Consider the following 17,179-nt stretch of genomic DNA (forward strand, 5'->3'; position numbering starts at 1 on the left):
ATAGAAGTACTGAAACATGGGAAACATGTAGCCTCAGCGGTTCCTGCTTCTTTTGGTTCTCTCGAAGATGCTCATGCCTTGTATGAAACGGTGAAGTCAACAGGGCTTAATTATATGCTGATGGAAACCAGTGCTTTTCGTGATGATTGCTATGCCATGCGGACTTTGTATAAAGCCGGGGCTCTCGGTGAGTTGGTTTATTGTGAAGGAGAGTATTATCACTATATGGAGACTCCTCTGGATTCTTACAAAGGGTGGAGAATAGGTCTTCCACCCCAGTGGTATCCCACCCATTCTAACGCTTACTATATCTGCGTGAATGGAGGATATTTTACGGAAGTTTCATGTATGGGTATGCCCTCGAAAGTTCAGCATTTGATGAAGGAAAACAATGTTTATCAAAATTCCTTCGGGACAGAAATAGCCCTATTCCGCACAAAAGAAGGAGGCATGGCACGCATGGCGGTTAGTTGGGATACCCCGGGATTTGAAGGAGAAATAGGTCGTGTTCGGGGTCAAAAAGGTTCGGTGAGAGGAGTGGACTATGAAGGTGTGGAAGATGTCTCTAAAATCAATATTAAGAAACCACCCTTACCACCGACTGTGCATGCGGGGGGACATGGTGGTTCGCATGGTTATTTAACAGATGAGTTTATCCGTTCCATCATAGAAAATCGGCGTCCACTTATTGATATAGCAATGGCTTTGAATTTATCTGTTTCGGGTTTTGTTGCTCATCAATCCGCTCTCAAAGACGGAGAATTACTTAAAGTCCCCCTATTTGAGTAGGGTCTTTATTTTCAGGCTTGTTATTGCTATTATAATGTTCGGGATGGGAAATTCTTTGCGGTTAGTAGATGTTAAATTATTAAAAAAGAAAGGGAATAAAAATGTCAAAAGTTCTTTCTGAAATATTGGTCCCAATTGATTGTCATTATCAGGTACCGTTAAGGGCATGTTCATTTATGTTGATAGAAGGCAATCGAGCAAGTTTTGTAGATAATAATACCGTATTTGCTGTCCCCTATATTTTAAAAGCGTTAGAAGAATATAAGATACCTATGGAAAATGTAGATTATCTAATTGTTACTCATGTTCACCTTGACCATGCGGGGGGTACTTTTGCTTTATTAAAGCATTGTCCGAATGCAAAGGTAATAGCCCATCCCAAAACAGCGAAATTCCTTGCAAAACCCGAACGGTTGATTGAAGGGGCTCGGGCTGTTTATGGTGAGCCATTATTTACACAACTTTTTGGCGAAATTGAACCTGTGCCCGAAGATAGAATACAGATTGTAGCCGATGAGGAAACGCTGGAATGGGGTGAACGCAGATTGCGTTTTATGCACACTTTAGGACACGCAACACATCATATTTGTATATATGATGATAAAACAAATGGCGTTTTCACGGGGGACTCATTCGGGTTGGGACAATCTGACCCGCAATCTTATGAAACACAATTTATGGTTGTAAGCACAGCCCCTGCTGATTTTGACCCAATAGAGGCGGAGAAAACTATACAGCGGATTGTATCGTTGAACCCGGATTATGTGTTTTTACCTCATTACGGTATTCACCGAAATCCAGCCCATTGTTCCACTCTTTTACTTCGTTCTTTATCAGCGATGAATGTGATTATGCAGACAGCCCTTGACAAAAATATAGCGGATGAGGAATTATTGGATTGGTTGCACCCGAGAGTTGTTGAAGCAACAAGGGAACAGGTTATATGGTGTGGTGTAAAGGATGTCGAGGCAGCAATGAATTGGCTGGGCGACGACCCGCGTATTAATGCGATGGGTTTGATGGTTGCTATCCAGAAAAAGCGGACCAGAAAATAATCCGATTTTGCATTTATATAGGGTTATACACGAAGGAACCATTTTTTGCGGTAGAGTAGGTATAAAATGCTCCATGTTATAATCAGAACGGAAACAGGGACAATGTGGTGATGAACAAAGGGAGGAAGCCGATTTCCTGCAATCCATAATATGCCTTCTTCAATAAATGGTGCCCCCATATATGCGATAATTGCATTTGAACCTATTACCATAAATGGGAAAGCCCATATCGTTAAGCCGACTATTTCCATTATTAGATAGAATAAAGCCAGTAGTAAGAACGACCATCCCGCAGACCATAATACCATAGAACTACTCCATATATGCTTGATAATTGGGAAATGGAATGACCATAACCAGCCTAAGCATAGGCATAAAATCCCGATACCGACTAAAGCCCCGAAGGTTTTCCATCGGCTTGGGTAGTTTCGCAAAATAAAACCGGCGTGTGTTCCCAACATGACGGTAGCACCAAATCCTAAACTACTTAATATCCATGTATAGTGCGTGCCATCACGAAATCTACCTAAAATAAGTTCGTCTATATACATAGCCCAGTTTTGTTCGGGTTGGAGAACGCCTGTACCGACACCCGGTAAAGGAATAAACATCATCCATATCCAATATATCACAAGTAAAGATGCCGTGATAAATATATGAAAACGCAATGGCACATATAAAAGCACAAGCGATGCTATAAAATAACCTACAGCAATGGCTTGTAGGGTATTACTGAATAGGTGGAGTTTGTTGATGTCAAACGAAAGCAGGTTTCCCTGGGCAATCATGCCTAATATCCAGAGCAGAATAACTCTACGGAATAATCGTATATAAAATTTTTTATGACTTTCTTGACCCTGTATATATTTGTTCATAGAGATGGGTATAGTGACACCTGTGATGAAGAGAAATAGAGGCATAATCATATCCCATGCGGAAAAACCTTCCCATTCTGGGTGTGATAATTGATACTGTAACCACGGAGGAACACTGCCCAGTATTAATATAATTAAACTGACAATGACTTCTTTGCCTTGCATAATCCAGAACATATCAAAACCGCGGAGTGCATCAACAGATAGTATCCGAGGAACAGAAATTACAACATTATTTTTTTGAGGTGGAGTATGGTTTTCATTGGATTGGCTCATAAGAATTTCTCTTTTAGATAGTTTTTTATAGGGTTGAGAAAAAACTGTTTGATTATACTGAAAGAATACGGGGTGAATAAAATGTAATGAGGTCGGGCAAATTAGGTGGGTATCCTATGTTGGAGATACTATTGAAATTCAAAGAGTGCGGCATCTTGTTTTCCAATTACCTGTGAGAAATGAATCATTCCTTTGGAAAAGGAACCTGCAATAACAGAGTTGTTAACATCGTGCTTTATAATTTTGCCTTCATCAGGAAGCATCCAGTCTTTAGAAGAGATGGTAAACTCTAATAGTCGTTCCTTGTCATCTGCGTTTGCAACGGCTAATGCTGTTTTCCCGCTGTCCGTGCGCCAGGGCATAGTCAATAGAAGATTTCCACAACGATTAAAAATCTTTCCCCCTTCTTTACGATACGCATATACAGATAAACAGATTTCATCCCAGTTATCCGTCATTTCTTCGGGTAAAGGTTTTAATAGTTCCCCTTGCAGAAAATAATCACGGAATTTATAACGAAGCGTTGCAAGTTTCAGGACAAATTCTAATTCTTCTTTTCGTTCATTCCATAGTTCTTTTTTGTAATTGGCAATCATAGGTTGTTGTCCCCATACAAAAGCACATGCTTGTTCATAGCGAAATTGAGTATTCCATTTTTTATCCAATGTGCGTAAAGGCTCTGATGGGGCAAATTCTTTTGGCCAGAGGGTATCATAAGGAGGTTCTGTCAGAGAGGCATAATTACCAAATTGTATGGATATGGGGTGATATACCGCCTGGAAAAGAGGAACCGGTCGCCAGCCATCTCCACCCGAATATCGTCCCTTACTAACCTGCAAACTTAAAAATAGGTCGAGGTAAGGAAGCCATGCCTCCCCACAACCTTCACCGGCCAGAACTACCGTTTCACTATTACGGGGTTTACATTCCGTCCGCAATTGAGATGTTAATTGTTGAAAACCTTTCATCCAGAAATCTTTCGCACCGGGGATGTGTCCGTGACTGGTTGCAAAGCAAGGAAGCGAAGCACATGCCTGGTCCAGATAGAAACCTGCAACTACGGTATCCTGCCATGTGGGTACCATTATATCAAGTAGAGTTTTATGCCAGAATTCTGTTCCCATACACATAGGCACACAGGGAAAAGGTTGAAAGATATTATATACTTCCGGATGTATATGACCATCTTTGTTGATTACCGCGTAGCGTTCCGCCTCTTGTTCTTTCCAAGAACGGGTATTCGTCCCCCATAGTCGTTGATTTACATATATCAGGGCATGGACACCTTCTTTATTTGCATTTTCCAGAGCAGTGGTGAAAGATACATTCCCTTCGCGAGGGGGTAGATATTCTGGGAAACCGATGTCGTAGGCACAGCCATGCCACCAATGCCACAAAACAGATACAGGGAGTTGTAATCGTTTTGCCAAATCCATAGCAGGCCATAGCACTTTTTCGGATTCCATACGGTTCCAGACCCATAAAGCGGTGTCCTCAACCCAGGGTGCCGTTTGTTTCTGTTTTTTTCGGCTTTCCTCTGCCCATATTTGTTTTCGTGCCCATTGACGATATAATAGAGCCATATTGTACCAATTCCCTTGGACAGCGGTTATGCATACAGGATAAGATAAATGATGTTCGCCATCTTTATCTTCCTGAAATAGATGTGTCCAACCCATACCTCCTTTTTCGCTGTCACCATGAATGTATGCAGACTTAAAGTTTTGTTGTGTGTCCTTCGTCCATAGACAGAGACCCAAATCGGAGGAATTGTATATTCCTATCCATTGCATAGATAATGTGCCGGGATACTCCCATCGGCGTTCACCCTTAAACCCTTTATTTCTATCCCTATAAACACGGCTGTCATAAATTTCACCCATCCAGTAGGGAATAACAAGATACGCATCAGGTCCCATAGATACATTATTAATTTTAGGAAGGGTCAGTTCATCAAATAAGGATTGTGTCGTTTTACAGGTAAATAATAATTCTAATGTATATCCATCTGTGTATTTCATTTGTAATGAAACTTCCCATGGGGCATTATCCTTGTTTTTATTATCGGGTATCAGCATCCAGCGAAAGGTTTTGAAATTGTTTTCAGAGGAAAAAGAAAATAAGATATTTTTTCCCTCTGCGTTGAGAAGTAAATCGTTTCCTTTAAGTTCCCAGAGGGAACAAGGCGGGTCAAAGACAAAATTCTTTTTAGGAGAATCAAAGGAACGAATTTCTTTTAACAATCCGTGTTCGGATTCAAATATCCATTGGATGGAACCACTATCCAGGACAATTTCTTCTGCATAAATTGTTGGATAGTTCCAGATTATCAGCAGGAATAGGAAAAATTTAAAATATTTATTCATGAATAAACCTCATAGAGATTGTGCTTTAAATTTTTAGTGTTCTTTTCAGTATAATTTACGACATAAAACAATATAAAGAAGGAATGGGTATGAAAACAATGTCATTGCAAGGAAAAGTAGCCTTAATAACGGGTGCAGGCAGAGGAATTGGTAGGGCTATAGCCTTAACATTAGCCCAGGAAGATGTCGCCGTAGCCGTTCTTGCACGAACGGAAAAAGAAGTGCAGGAAACCGTTAAGGAAATAGAAAAACAAAAAGGAAGAGCCCTTCCATTTATTGCAGATATAACCCAAGCTGAAGAAATAAGACGATGTGTAGAAACAATCCTTCAAAAATGGAATCAAATAGATATATTAATTAATAATGCAGGATTTGCAAAATTCAAACCCTTTGAGGAGTTATCTCTGGAAGAGTGGAAACAGACAATAGATGTAAATCTTACAGGCACTTTTATAGTAACTCAATCCGTTCTGCCGAATATGATACAGCGGAAGAGCGGAACTATCATTAATATTTCCAGTGTTTCTGGTTTACGCCCTATCCCCAAACAGTCTGCATATTGTGCCTCCAAACATGGAGTTATTGGATTAACCACCACTCTTGCAATGGAAATGAAACCGTATAACATTCGCGTGCATGCCATATGCCCCGGTGGTATTGTTACACGACTTAGTCAGGAAAACATGTCGGAGCGGGATATGAGTGACTGGATGATGCCCGAAGATGTAGCCCATACCGTTCTGTATTTATTAACACAACATCCACGGGCAACAACGGATATAATATATCTACGCCGTTACGGCAGTGTTCCTTTAGGAGGGTAGGGTCGGATAACATTTCCGTAAGTTGACATAGTTTCTCCGTTTATGGTATTATAATGTAATACCATTCAAACCTAAAAAAACTTAATATATAAGGAAATGGAGATATGTCAGCTAATTCTGAACCACAAGTTATTTCATTCAAGGCGGATAAAGCACTCTGGGAAGCTCTGGAAGGAATTACAAACCGCTCGGAATTTATTCGCAATGCTATCTTGATGGCTTTGAACAATGTCTGCCCTCTGTGTGGGGGAACAGGTTTAATTTCTGCTTCACAAAGAAATCATTTACAGAATTTTTTAAAAAATCATGAGGTTGTAATTTGTAAAGAATGTAATCAGCGTCATTTAACCTGCACACAATCCTCAAAGAAATAAAGGGATTCCAAATACGATGAAATTAAGTCTTCCTCCTATAATTTGTTTCTCTGTTTTTTTAAGTTTATTCTATCTGCCTGTATTGTGGGCCATAGAAGAAGGAAATGTCTATTATAGCGGCACTCCTCCTATTGCGGGAATTCTTGACCATCTGGTGCTTCCTAACGAAAAGGTAGAAATTGTTTGCGGTTCTAATGTAAATCCCCATACTTTTGACATATCTCCCTCACAATTACAGAAATTATCATACGCAAAAATATTTTTTCATACACAATTCCCCTATGAATTAAAGATTGTTAACACTTTGATGAAGGTAAAAAGTAATGTGGCTTGTGTAGATGTAACAAATAATGTTCGTTGGCGTAAAGGGCATGTGCCTTCGGAACATGAACATGGGCCTTCTTATGAACATGAAGAGAATAAAGATTTGCACTGCTGGCTCAGTCCTGAAAATTTAAAAATTATTTCATCGAATATATATGCCCGTCTGGTTAAATATAATCCTGCAGGAGAAAAAGAGTACCAGTCGAATTATAAAAAATGGTTAAACGACCTTGAAGAAATGGATACAAAAATAAAACAAATGCTACTGCCTTACAAAGGGAAAAGTTTCTTTGTTTATCATCCTGCCTTTGGTTATTTTGCGGAATATTATGGCATGAATGAAGTTTGTATTGAGATGGAGGGAAAAAGTCCATCGCCGAAACAGATGCAACAGTTATTCGAACAGATGCAAAAAGAAGGGACAAAGGTAATTTTTATTCAACCGCAATTCGACCCCAAACCCGCAGAAATTATCGCAAAAGCCATAGGAGGCCGAGTAGAAGTAATGAATGACCTGGAACGGGATATATTAAAAAACTTTTTATTTGTTGCAGAGAAAATATCCTTATCCTATAAATGAGAAGGTAAAAGACAAAAAAGATTATGACAGAAATATTAGAACAAGACAGAGAGTTAAGCCCCTTCCAAGGAAAAACTTCTCCCCCGGCGGTTTGTATACAGGATTTGTATTTTTCCTATCAGAAGGAATATATCCTGGAAAATGTTAATCTGGATATACATACGCATGAATTTGTTTCCATTATTGGTCCTAATGGTAGTGGGAAAACAACTCTATTGAAACTTATATTAGGGCTCTTACAACCCCAAAAGGGGAGTATTCGTATTTTCGGTGAACAACCGGAGAAAAAGCGGGATAGAATAGGTTATGTGCCGCAGTATTTTCATCTGGACTTATCGTTCCCAGCGACAGTACTGGAGGTTGTTTTGATGGGTCTTATTCACAAACGGCAATGGTTCGGGTTCTCATCTTTAGCGCGTAAAAAAGCCCGAGAAGCATTAGAGATAGTAGGATTGAGTTCATTAGCCCAAGAAATGTTTCGTAGTCTTTCTGGGGGACAACGCCAGCGTGTATTGATTGCGCGTGCTCTGGTAAGCCAACCTGAAATACTTCTTTTTGATGAACCGACAGCCCATGTGGATACCGTGGCAGAAAAAAATCTGATGGACTTATTGAAGCAAATTAGCAGGGAACTCACGGTTATTCTGGTTTCTCATGACCTCGGGTTTGTATCCAATTATGTGGACACCGTAGTTTGTGTTAACAGAACGGTACAGAAACATCCCACAAATAAACTCACCGGTGCGATTATTCGGGAATTGTATGGAAGCCATGTGGAACTGGTTCATCATGGATTTGTTCAAGCGCAGGAGCACCATAACCATGAATGAATTATGGCATGCCTTTATTGACCCTAACTTCCCGTTCTTGCGTTATGCTTTTTTATCGGGGATATTAGCAAGTATTAGCTTTGGAATTGTAGGTTCGTATGTAGTTACAAAAAATATGGTGTCTCTTGTAGGTGCTATTTCACATTCCGTACTTGCGGGTGTGGGTATAGCGTTATTTTTACAGCACCGATACCAGATACATTATATAACTCCCTTTTACGGAGCACTCATTGCAGGGGTCCTTTCTGCATGTTCTATTTCTTTTGTATCTAATTACCTTACAGTGAGACAGGACGCGGTTATTGGTGCTATCTGGGCTGTAGGGATGGCCATCGGGATGGTTTTTCTGGCATACACCCCCGGTTATATTGACCCCATGAGTTATCTTTTTGGTAGCACTTATCTAATTACAAAGAATGAAATAAAAAACCTTATAATCCTGGATGTTGTTATCCTTGCTATTGCTTTTGTATATTATCCGCAATTCTGGGCTTATTGTTTTGATGAAGAATTTGCTCGTGTGCGAAACATTCCCGTAATGTTTTTGAACATACTTTTATTGGTTATGTCTGCTGTTACGGTGGTGATGATGATGCCTATGGTAGGAATTATTCTCGTTCTGGCCCAATTGTCTCTTCCTGTGTTGATTGCAGAGCAACTGGTATCGCGTCTTTCCTTGTTAATGCTGTATTCGGTGGTTCTTTGTATGTTTACCAGCACTGCAGGACTAATAGGTAGTTATAAATTGGACCTGCCGGCTGGACCTATAATCGTCCTTACCTCTATGAGTGTCTATATTCTTGTTGCACTTTTTCGGTGGGTAAAAAACATATACCCCTAATTTTTTCAATTCCTGCTGTGATGAACAATGTAAAATTTATGCAGTTTTTCCGCCATCACAAACAAGAATAGCACCATTGGTGTAGGAGGCACTATCGGATGCTAAATAAATTACGGCCCCTACAATTTCTTCGGGCTGGGCATGTCTTCCTAAGGGAGTGGTCTGAACATATCGTTCTCGAATTTCGGGCGTATCTACCAGAACAGAGGCAAAGCGCGTTTCGGTTAGCCCTGGACATACGGCATTGCAACGAACACCAGCAGGACCCAACTCACGAGCCAGAACTTTGGTCAACATAATTACGGCAGATTTGGTCATGGAATAAATACCCATAAAGGGAGAGGGTTGCAAACCTTCAATAGAGGCCATGTTGATAATCACTCCTTTCCCCTGTGATACCATCATTTTCCCGGCCTGTTGTGACATTAGGAAATAACCCTTGCAATTGACCTCGAAAGTTTTGTCAAATACGGCTTCTGTAGCTTCGAGGATGGGACCAAAGTAGGGATTGGTAGCAGAATTGTTTACCAAAATATCCAGCTTGCCCAAATTGTTCTGAATATATTCAAACAATCTCGCAATATCTTGACTGCGAGCACTATGGCATGTTATCGGCGTTGCTTTCCCTATCGTTGAATTAATTTCCTGTGCTGTTTCCTCTAACGGCTCTGCATTTCTTGCCGTAATAATAACATGAGCTCCGAGCTCTGCCAATCCAAAAGCAATGGCTTTGCCTATCCCACGACTTGCTCCCGTGATAAGGGCAATCTTGTTATCAAAATTTATCTTTTCACGAATAGAATAATTTAAAGGAGTTGTTTGTATTGCCATAGCGTATTCCTTTAATGATATATAAAGTGAAATTAAGTATTGTATATTACATTGTAACAAATAAACAGGGATAATACATATCTCATCTTTTGCCTATGTATTTCATTAGCACGGATAATTGGTTTATTTATTTTATGCACTGGCACTGCATAAAATTTATATATTTTATGCAGTAATATTGTTATTGTAAACCTTGAAAATTATACCGAATTTGTTGGAAGGAGCCATTTCCAGAGAGGGATATAATGAATTTTTTTTCTACTTACCGTTTCTTCTCCTTCGGTATATTCTGTGATGATAAGAAGATTATTACATTTCAATTCCTTACTGGCGGATATAAGTGCATCCAATTCCCGTTTTTGGGTCTCATGACTATCTATGTTATAACAAACCTGAATTAACTGCTTTATTTTTGTTCCTGCTCGTATAACGAAATCAACCTCGCGTTTATAGATATCCTGCCAATAGTAGAATTCCGTATCGTCAAGATACTTTCTTCGCCAAAGTTCCAAAGCCACGACATTCTCATATAATTTTCCTTTATCTGCCGATGTCTTGTAACTTAACGATTGTATGATTCCGGGGTCTATACAGTAGCACTTTCTGTTAGCAAGCAAGCTTTCTTTATATTTATTCGTAAGCCTTCGAACAAAGAAGAACAGGTAGGCTTCTTCCAGAAATAGAGTATAATTCAAAGCCGTGTGAATACTTTTCAGATTGAAGATATTTTTTATCTTATTAAAACTTACAAAGCCTGAATGATGAGTGATAAGATAATTGGCTATGTCCATGATGGTCTTTACATACTTTATCTTGTGTCGCAGTACAACATCCTTCGTGATAAGGGTGGAATACAATGACCGCAAATAGGATTTCGTGTCTATACTTTCTTTAAGGGTCTCAGGAAAACCACCGTTTGCAAGGTATTCATTAAATTTCCTTTTTATCAAGGCGGTATCTCGAGTAGATAGTATCTCTTTGGTTTGTATCCCGTAATAACTTAAATATTCTGCAAAGGAAAAAGGAAACAGTTCTAAGCAGATATGCCGTCCTGTTAAATGGGTGGCTAAATCACGCCCTAATAGTTTCGCATTACTACCTGTTACGATGATATTAAAACCTTGACGGTGAAGACGATTTACAAACAATTCCCATCGGGGTATGTTTTGTATTTCATCAAATATGATGTATTGAAAGTCTCCATATACTTCGAAAAACACCTCGATGATGGTATTCAGGTCTTCGGTTTCTAAAGAGAAAAGTCGTTCATCATCAAAGTTTAGATAGGCTACATGCTTATTCTGGAATAGTTGATGAGCAAATACAGATTTGCCACATCTCCTTATCCCGGTGATAACCTTAATGATTTCCGAATTTGCCTGTTTCTGATAGGCATGTAATAGGGTGCGTTCGACTATTTTATCCCGTTTGTAAAGATAGTCTAATTCCCCTTTCTGGTCTATAACTACTTGTTGTAAGATAACTTTGTTCATAATAGTGCATAAAATTTATATATTTTGTGCATTTCCACTGCATAAATTTTATATACTATATCAGGAATACTATATGGAAATCAAGAGAAAATACCCCTTATTTCTTATTCTTGTAAGCGAATTTCTGCTGATAATAAACCTCTTCCTGAATATAGACTCACCGCAACAATGTTCCCATATTTCCCTGTAAAGAACAACTCTGTAATAACATCCCCGTAATATTGAATCCAACTATCGTAATACAATTCTTCCAGCGGGACAGCTTTGCGAAGCACTATAAACACTCGGGTTGTATCTGAAGGTATTTTCTGAAAGAATGTGTCAAAATCTTTTTTGTTAGGGGGGGTATCCCTAACGGCACCGGGAACAAAACAATAACTACGGCGATTATCACATAGTAAGTGAATATCAAAAGTTGAATCTCCTATAATCCAGTCTCCGGACCGGGTATTGGAACAAATCCATTTCCCACGAGCATCCTCTTTCAAAACGGTAGTAGTAGTATAAAAGGGGGAATTATCAACGGGGTATGCATAACAAAAACATACCCCTGCTAAAACAGAAAGCGGAGCCAAAAGCCAATAGGGAGATGGGATTATTTTTTCAGAGAGAACGGACATTAGAATTATCAAGACTATGCTGAAAGGAAGTAGTAGCCGATGTCCCAGTGTATCTATCTGATAAAAAGAAGCGTATAGCGTTATACTAACAAAATATAAAAGCCCCCAGCCAATAAATACCCGGAGAAAACGGTCGTGAATAAGTGGCTTTATACATGCCCGGTTTTTTCGTATAACGATGAAAAGCAAGTAAATTAGAAACAGAGCAAGAAGAACTTGAATTTGGATTTCTGAGGGAATAATCATCGGAGGGAAAATCTCTCTTGTTAAGGAAACAAGAGCATATTGTATATTCTTGAATATTGGGATATAACTTGAAGGTCTTGATGTTCCCAGAAGGGTTCCTGTGGTTGTAAAATTGCGGATAATAACAGGCAAAGATAGACATGCCCAACCAATAAAATATACAAAACTGTTTAAGATAGATTGTAGCATTCTTATTTTACGAGGGACATTATTCTGATAGAATAATGTAAGTGCAAAAATTATAAAAATACCATAAGGAAATACTATCCCAAGAATATATCGGATGGAAAAAGCAATTCCTGCCAGAATGCCCGCCAGAAACAGTCGTGGTTTATAATAAGGTTTTGGATTTTCCATTATCAGCCATAGCGATATAAGTATCAGAGGAATAACGATACCATCACTCCATACCCAGGAATAGGTATAAAGGATAGGATAGTAAATAGAAAAAAATAAGATTCCCCATATACCTACCTGTAAATTGTAGTTATAAATAAGTAAGAAAAAGAGGGAGATAAAAGTAAGAAGATAAGCTACCCATACACCTACGGCACCTGCAGTAGCAAAGGGAATATTCTTCTCTATACTTTTTATGAGATATATGTATATGGGGAAGCCAGGTGCCCAGTAGCTTACAGGAATATAAGAACTTCCACCTTCCCAATGTTCCAATTCACTGGTAAGAACAAAAGAATGAACAATGCCACGCCCGTGATGGATATTCTGGGCTGTATCGAGATAGATATAGGAATCGGGTGATAGATACAGTCCATAATTAATAATTTTATAAAGACTTACACCTAAAATAACTACAAGGATAAGAATAATAAAGGCTGCTTTAATCCGATTATTGATTTGTTTTGAATTAAACATGCAGAAGAAGGCTATCGCTTCTTTTGAATTTGTTGTAATTTTTTCTCTAATTTAGTATCCGGAATGCCTGAAAGTTCCAGGTATCGTTGGTAATACTCTTTTGCCTTTTCAGGATTTTTCTTTTTATCAACAAGTATATATGCCAGATTGTAATAAACCGTAGGATAGTTTTGTCCTTCGGGGCTTTGGATAACTATTTCGCCTTGTTTAATGGCTTCCTCTATCTTTTTGGCTTTATACAGAGCGACGACAAGAGCATTCCCTCGTTCAGGCTTCTGTTTGTTCATATTCCATGCCTTTTCAAAGAAAGAAATGGCCTGTTTTGCTTTTCGAGCATAGAGTTTTGAAATACCGCAGGAGAAGTAGTAATCTTCGGAAACATCTAATTGCAATGCTCCACACAATTGTGCCACAGATAATTGTATCCCAAAATCTTCTGCTTTTTTGAAATTTTCCCCGTTATTTTCAGTCCACCGTGTTAATGCATTCTTTGACATTGTCAATCGAGGGGAAAACATATTGGATTTAAAAGGATTAAAATAGGTGTTAAAAGATTGGTTTGCTTTAAATTCTATAGTTGGGGTAACGACAAATTCGTCTCTCCACAAAGTTTTTGAGCTTTTTACATCGTAGAGTTTTCCATTCGTACGGAAAAACATTTCCCCTTCCGGGCCATAAATTCCCGCTGTAATTTTAATATCTAATAGGACATCTATCCCTTTGCTGTTGAGTTGGTTCATTCGGTCCTGTTGGGCTTCACGGTCTGTATTATATTTGGCCGTTGAGCCTAAAGGTGGAACTTCAACAAGAGCCGCAGACAATTTTGTTTTTAATGTTTCAAGTAGGGTATCTCGAAATTTTTGTGTTCCATTTAAATCCCCCACGACTGCTTGCAAATCCTTCCGATAATTTTCATTTTGCACCTCTGAAATTAATGCTCCTGCAAGGCGTGCTGAACTATGAATAATTTGTAAAGTCTGTCGAACCGGGGAAACGGATATGACGAATTCATCCGGGAAAGTATCAATAGAGATAGCCACTTTTTTTGCAGATTGAAGCACAGATTTTATTGTGTTCATCTCGTCTGCGTGGGTTGGTAAAACGAGTAATAAAAATACTGTAATGTTGATGAAGAGAAATCCCCCCCTTTGCATATTTTGCCTTTTCATATTCATTCCCTTTCATTCTTTATATAGGAATTGGTTGCTTTATTTTCATTTTATCACAAGAAAACGTCTTACTACACTATAAATTTTTAAAATTGTATATCTAATGTTTTTTCTTCTCCGGAAGGGACTATGTCTACATTATTTATTTCTTGTTTTTTGTTGTTATCCGTGTCTAACACTTCGATGTTGTATTTGCCTTCCTGAAAAACAAACGGCTTGAATGTTGAGGTATTCAATCGAAGAGCATATACAAGGCTTTTATCATCTGCATTTCGGATTTTTATCACGGGTTGTTGTATCCCCTGGATATTTAGTGTCGGCAGATACCCTTTTATTTCACCTTTGTAGTTATCCTGTTGCTGAATGGTAATAGGCCAGCCGACGAAGGGTTTTGCCTTTTCTAAAGCGGGTGATTCCCAACGAGGCCAGCATTCGAAAGTAATTGTGCGGTCGCTCTTTTTTAGGCGAATGATTCCATAACCTGTAGCAGGATTATAAAGTTCTTGGGGTTCTATCCCATAAAGCATAGGGTTAGCAACGGCATGCACGGTAATTTTGTTTCCAAAGCCGTCTTCATATTCGCCTGTGTAGCGTGGGTATCCCTCTTTGTGATTTTTCCCGGGCAGGGGTGGATACCAGCGACGAGGAAACCGAGTTCCCACAGCGGGAACTGCAAACGCATACGAGGAATCGTTCCAATCGTTCACTCCATATTGAACGGTTATTCCTAAATGTTGGTCTCCACAGATATGAACAGCAAAGCATTTTCTCCACAGAGATAAGGCTTCATTCCTGGCAGATGGAGGCCAACCATTGGTATCCGCATCTGCTTTTATGGCATAAAATTCGGGATATTCTTCCGGTGGATAAAGTTCTAACTTGGGTATGACATTGTCTCTTGTCTCATTTGAGGGAAGTGTGCTGGCGCTTGCATACAGGGTTTGAGATAACACTACTTTAAATTGAGTTCCATACGACCAATCTTCTATCCAGGTGTTTAAGAATTTCATCTGCCTATCACCTAACAACACAGCATTCGGAACATCCGCTTGTTTTTTAGGGTCAAAATTGTAATTTTGAAACCAGCCATTTTCGCACTGACTATCGGGTAAGAGTTCTTTGGGAGAGGATTTAAATTTTCGGTCTTCTAAAATAGCCATGCTAATTCCTGCATAGACAAGGTCTGTGTAATACACCGTGATACCTTGCTCAACAGGTGTTAGGTCAAAAGGAGGAGGAAGGTTGGCGGTTTGTGTTTTTTGTGCAACATTAACAAATTCGGGAGAATGAACATAACCACCGTCGTCCTGTTGCTTTGCTGGTCTCCCACCTGCACCCCAGAGATTTCCCTGATATACATCATGGTCATCTGGAATACAAACGGTAGGTCGTTCCTGTGTTAGGTATCGAAAAGACCAGTACCACAGATACCAGCGATAAAGATAATCTAAAATATCCACTTCCTTTTGAGTAGGACTGGCGTGTTCGTATATCTGGTCTCCTGAGAAAAATAGAAAATCTGGATTGTGATATTTAACTTTACTGACAAGGTCGGCATGAGGAAACCAAACTTTTGCAGGTGTCCACTCATAAAAACCTGTATCTACACCTTCCCCTCCTACCATTCTTGAACCTGTAAAAGCCGCTATTACAAAGGTATCTGTTTCTTTCGGTTCTTTACGAATAGTCCCATAATAAGCAAACGACCGCAGCTTTCCGTCTATATCATTTGCCTGTGTAACTACACGGTACTTTATATCTTTATTCTCTTTCCAGTTCGAAACTTCAAACCGTGCTACCCATGCTGTTCGGTCTGTCTTTGTTCGTGCAATCTCAAACCATTTCATACCCCGTTCTACTTCCAGACTGACCTCTTCCCCTTCCCCTACTCCCAACGGAAATAATTGAGTGGAGAGATACAAATTGCCTCGACTTAATGTATAGAGAGCACCTATGATAGGACCCACTTCTTTCTCTTCAGAACTAAGCTCTGTAACTTTGCTTCCTTTCATTTCCATATTTTGAAATAGGAAATTAGCAGGTAGGGAACCTTCTCCCGGATGCGATACCAGAGCGATATTCCCTTCTATTTGTTTTACATTCATTTTTTCAAGGGAAACATCGGATAATAATTCGTTGGTCTCTGCATTAAAAACATACAACCAGAGGTAAATCCATTCTCCTTTCTGGTTTCCTTGAAGTTGAATTCGGTAGGCAGGGCAAAATTTTGACGGCACTTTTCCCGTGCCGATTACAGGGGCATTTTTCTTGGTAAAGTCGCGAAATATGGCTCTGCCATTTTCATCCATTCCACCCATAATTCCCCCATTCACTCCTGGGCTATGGTGAACTAAGGCAGATGATTGAAAATCCATATCCCCTCCAGCACCTATCAAAAAACCTGCAAAACTATCAAAAACCTCTGATGTAGCAAATAAGGGCTTTACTTTTACATTTAACTGAAAATTTCCTTCTTCTTTACCAATACGATGACTGAGTATATGAACGGTGCGATAATCATGTTTTGTATCTTTTGTTACACTTTTAATTCCTTCTGTGGAACAACGCCAATCTTGAAGTCGGTTTGCCCATAAATAAGGACCCAACCAAACCCTTTCTGATGGAAACGAAAATTTATATTTAATTACGGTGCCCGTATCTAAACCATGTATTTCTTGGGCATTAAACAATAAAAGAAATAAACTAATGATAAATGTTAATAGATGTTTGGGACAGCTTTGGGTAATATTTTTTTTAGTTCTACTCATATTAGGTACCTCCAATTCCCATAAAATAAACGCCCTAATAAATAG

Annotated in this window: 14 protein-coding genes; 7 read left to right on the plus strand and 7 right to left on the minus strand. The window is 39.1% G+C overall.

The annotated features are described in order from the left end of the window. Both PLA12_06605 and PLA12_06610 read left to right on the plus strand, forming a co-directional pair. Positions 1-789 (plus strand): gfo/Idh/MocA family oxidoreductase (locus PLA12_06605; GenBank protein ID HOQ32164.1); only part of this gene is annotated, 789 nt, incomplete at its 5' end. A 101-nt stretch (positions 790-890) separates the two neighbouring features. Beyond that, positions 891-1,844, plus strand: a complete 954-nt coding sequence (locus PLA12_06610) for an MBL fold metallo-hydrolase (protein ID HOQ32165.1) — start codon at positions 891-893, stop codon at positions 1,842-1,844. Between the two features lie 23 nt (positions 1,845-1,867). Here PLA12_06610 and PLA12_06615 read toward each other — a convergent pair whose 3' ends face one another. Both PLA12_06615 and PLA12_06620 read right to left on the minus strand, forming a co-directional pair. Then, positions 1,868-2,995 carry a DUF5009 domain-containing protein gene (locus PLA12_06615; protein ID HOQ32166.1) on the minus strand — a complete coding sequence of 376 codons (1,128 nt, stop codon included), beginning with the start codon at positions 2,993-2,995 and terminating at the stop codon, positions 1,868-1,870. 128 nt (positions 2,996-3,123) lie between these two features. Then, entirely contained in the window at positions 3,124-5,361 is a 2,238-nt protein-coding gene (locus PLA12_06620; protein HOQ32167.1) for a DUF6259 domain-containing protein, read from the minus strand. 89 nt (positions 5,362-5,450) lie between these two features. Here PLA12_06620 and PLA12_06625 point away from each other — a divergent pair, with 89 nt between their 5' ends. The 5 genes from PLA12_06625 to PLA12_06645 all read left to right on the plus strand — a co-directional run bounded on the left by PLA12_06625 (position 5,451) and on the right by PLA12_06645 (position 9,134). After that, positions 5,451-6,185, plus strand: a complete 735-nt coding sequence (locus PLA12_06625) for an SDR family NAD(P)-dependent oxidoreductase (GenBank protein HOQ32168.1) — start codon at positions 5,451-5,453, stop codon at positions 6,183-6,185. Between the two features lie 104 nt (positions 6,186-6,289). Continuing rightward, complete coding sequence (locus PLA12_06630) at positions 6,290-6,559, plus strand: CopG family transcriptional regulator (GenBank protein ID HOQ32169.1); 270 nt, start codon at positions 6,290-6,292, stop codon at positions 6,557-6,559. Positions 6,560-6,575: 16 nt separating this feature from the next. Further along, entirely contained in the window at positions 6,576-7,463 is an 888-nt protein-coding gene (locus tag PLA12_06635) for a zinc ABC transporter substrate-binding protein (GenBank protein HOQ32170.1), read from the plus strand. A 23-nt stretch (positions 7,464-7,486) separates the two neighbouring features. After that, positions 7,487-8,293 carry an ABC transporter ATP-binding protein gene (locus PLA12_06640; protein HOQ32171.1) on the plus strand — a complete coding sequence of 269 codons (807 nt, stop codon included), beginning with the start codon at positions 7,487-7,489 and terminating at the stop codon, positions 8,291-8,293. Next, positions 8,286-9,134, plus strand: a complete 849-nt coding sequence (locus tag PLA12_06645; protein HOQ32172.1) for a metal ABC transporter permease — start codon at positions 8,286-8,288, stop codon at positions 9,132-9,134. Before PLA12_06640 ends, PLA12_06645 begins: the two co-directional genes overlap by 8 nt. Before the next feature lie 36 nt (positions 9,135-9,170). On the opposite strand, the gene PLA12_06650 is transcribed toward PLA12_06645, so the two are convergent. The 5 genes from PLA12_06650 to PLA12_06670 form a co-directional block, all read right to left on the minus strand. Further along, a complete protein-coding gene (locus PLA12_06650; GenBank protein HOQ32173.1) occupies positions 9,171-9,965 on the minus strand; it encodes a glucose 1-dehydrogenase in 795 nt (264 codons plus the stop codon). A gap of 200 nt (positions 9,966-10,165) precedes the next feature. Continuing rightward, positions 10,166-11,458 (minus strand): ATP-binding protein, encoded by a 1,293-nt coding sequence (locus PLA12_06655; protein ID HOQ32174.1) that lies wholly within the window; start codon positions 11,456-11,458, stop codon positions 10,166-10,168. A gap of 104 nt (positions 11,459-11,562) precedes the next feature. Further along, positions 11,563-13,197: a hypothetical protein gene (locus PLA12_06660; protein HOQ32175.1), complete on the minus strand. Its 1,635-nt coding sequence runs from the start codon at positions 13,195-13,197 to the stop codon at positions 11,563-11,565. Between the two features lie 11 nt (positions 13,198-13,208). Next, positions 13,209-14,366: a hypothetical protein gene (locus PLA12_06665; GenBank protein ID HOQ32176.1), complete on the minus strand. Its 1,158-nt coding sequence runs from the start codon at positions 14,364-14,366 to the stop codon at positions 13,209-13,211. Positions 14,367-14,452: 86 nt separating this feature from the next. Beyond that, complete coding sequence (locus PLA12_06670) at positions 14,453-17,134, minus strand: alkaline phosphatase D family protein (protein HOQ32177.1); 2,682 nt, start codon at positions 17,132-17,134, stop codon at positions 14,453-14,455. Positions 17,135-17,179: the final 45 nt, after the last annotated feature.

This window comes from Candidatus Hydrogenedens sp., assembly GCA_035378955.1.
GTDB lineage: Bacteria > Hydrogenedentota > Hydrogenedentia > Hydrogenedentales > Hydrogenedentaceae > Hydrogenedens.

Excerpts from the sequence above, each read along its gene's own strand:
- PLA12_06610 (HOQ32165.1), top strand. The coding sequence starts at position 891 with ATGTCAAAAGTTCTTTCTGAAATATTGGTCCCAATTGATTGTCATTAT.
- PLA12_06615 (HOQ32166.1), bottom strand. The coding sequence starts at position 2,995 with ATGAGCCAATCCAATGAAAACCATACTCCACCTCAAAAAAATAATGTT.
- PLA12_06620 (HOQ32167.1), bottom strand. The coding sequence starts at position 5,361 with ATGAATAAATATTTTAAATTTTTCCTATTCCTGCTGATAATCTGGAAC.
- PLA12_06625 (HOQ32168.1), top strand. The coding sequence starts at position 5,451 with ATGAAAACAATGTCATTGCAAGGAAAAGTAGCCTTAATAACGGGTGCA.
- PLA12_06630 (HOQ32169.1), top strand. The coding sequence starts at position 6,290 with ATGTCAGCTAATTCTGAACCACAAGTTATTTCATTCAAGGCGGATAAA.
- PLA12_06635 (HOQ32170.1), top strand. The coding sequence starts at position 6,576 with ATGAAATTAAGTCTTCCTCCTATAATTTGTTTCTCTGTTTTTTTAAGT.
- PLA12_06640 (HOQ32171.1), top strand. The coding sequence starts at position 7,487 with ATGACAGAAATATTAGAACAAGACAGAGAGTTAAGCCCCTTCCAAGGA.
- PLA12_06645 (HOQ32172.1), top strand. The coding sequence starts at position 8,286 with ATGAATGAATTATGGCATGCCTTTATTGACCCTAACTTCCCGTTCTTG.
- PLA12_06650 (HOQ32173.1), bottom strand. The coding sequence starts at position 9,965 with ATGGCAATACAAACAACTCCTTTAAATTATTCTATTCGTGAAAAGATA.
- PLA12_06655 (HOQ32174.1), bottom strand. The coding sequence starts at position 11,458 with ATGAACAAAGTTATCTTACAACAAGTAGTTATAGACCAGAAAGGGGAA.
- PLA12_06660 (HOQ32175.1), bottom strand. The coding sequence starts at position 13,197 with ATGTTTAATTCAAAACAAATCAATAATCGGATTAAAGCAGCCTTTATT.
- PLA12_06665 (HOQ32176.1), bottom strand. The coding sequence starts at position 14,366 with ATGAAAAGGCAAAATATGCAAAGGGGGGGATTTCTCTTCATCAACATT.
- PLA12_06670 (HOQ32177.1), bottom strand. The coding sequence starts at position 17,134 with ATGAGTAGAACTAAAAAAAATATTACCCAAAGCTGTCCCAAACATCTA.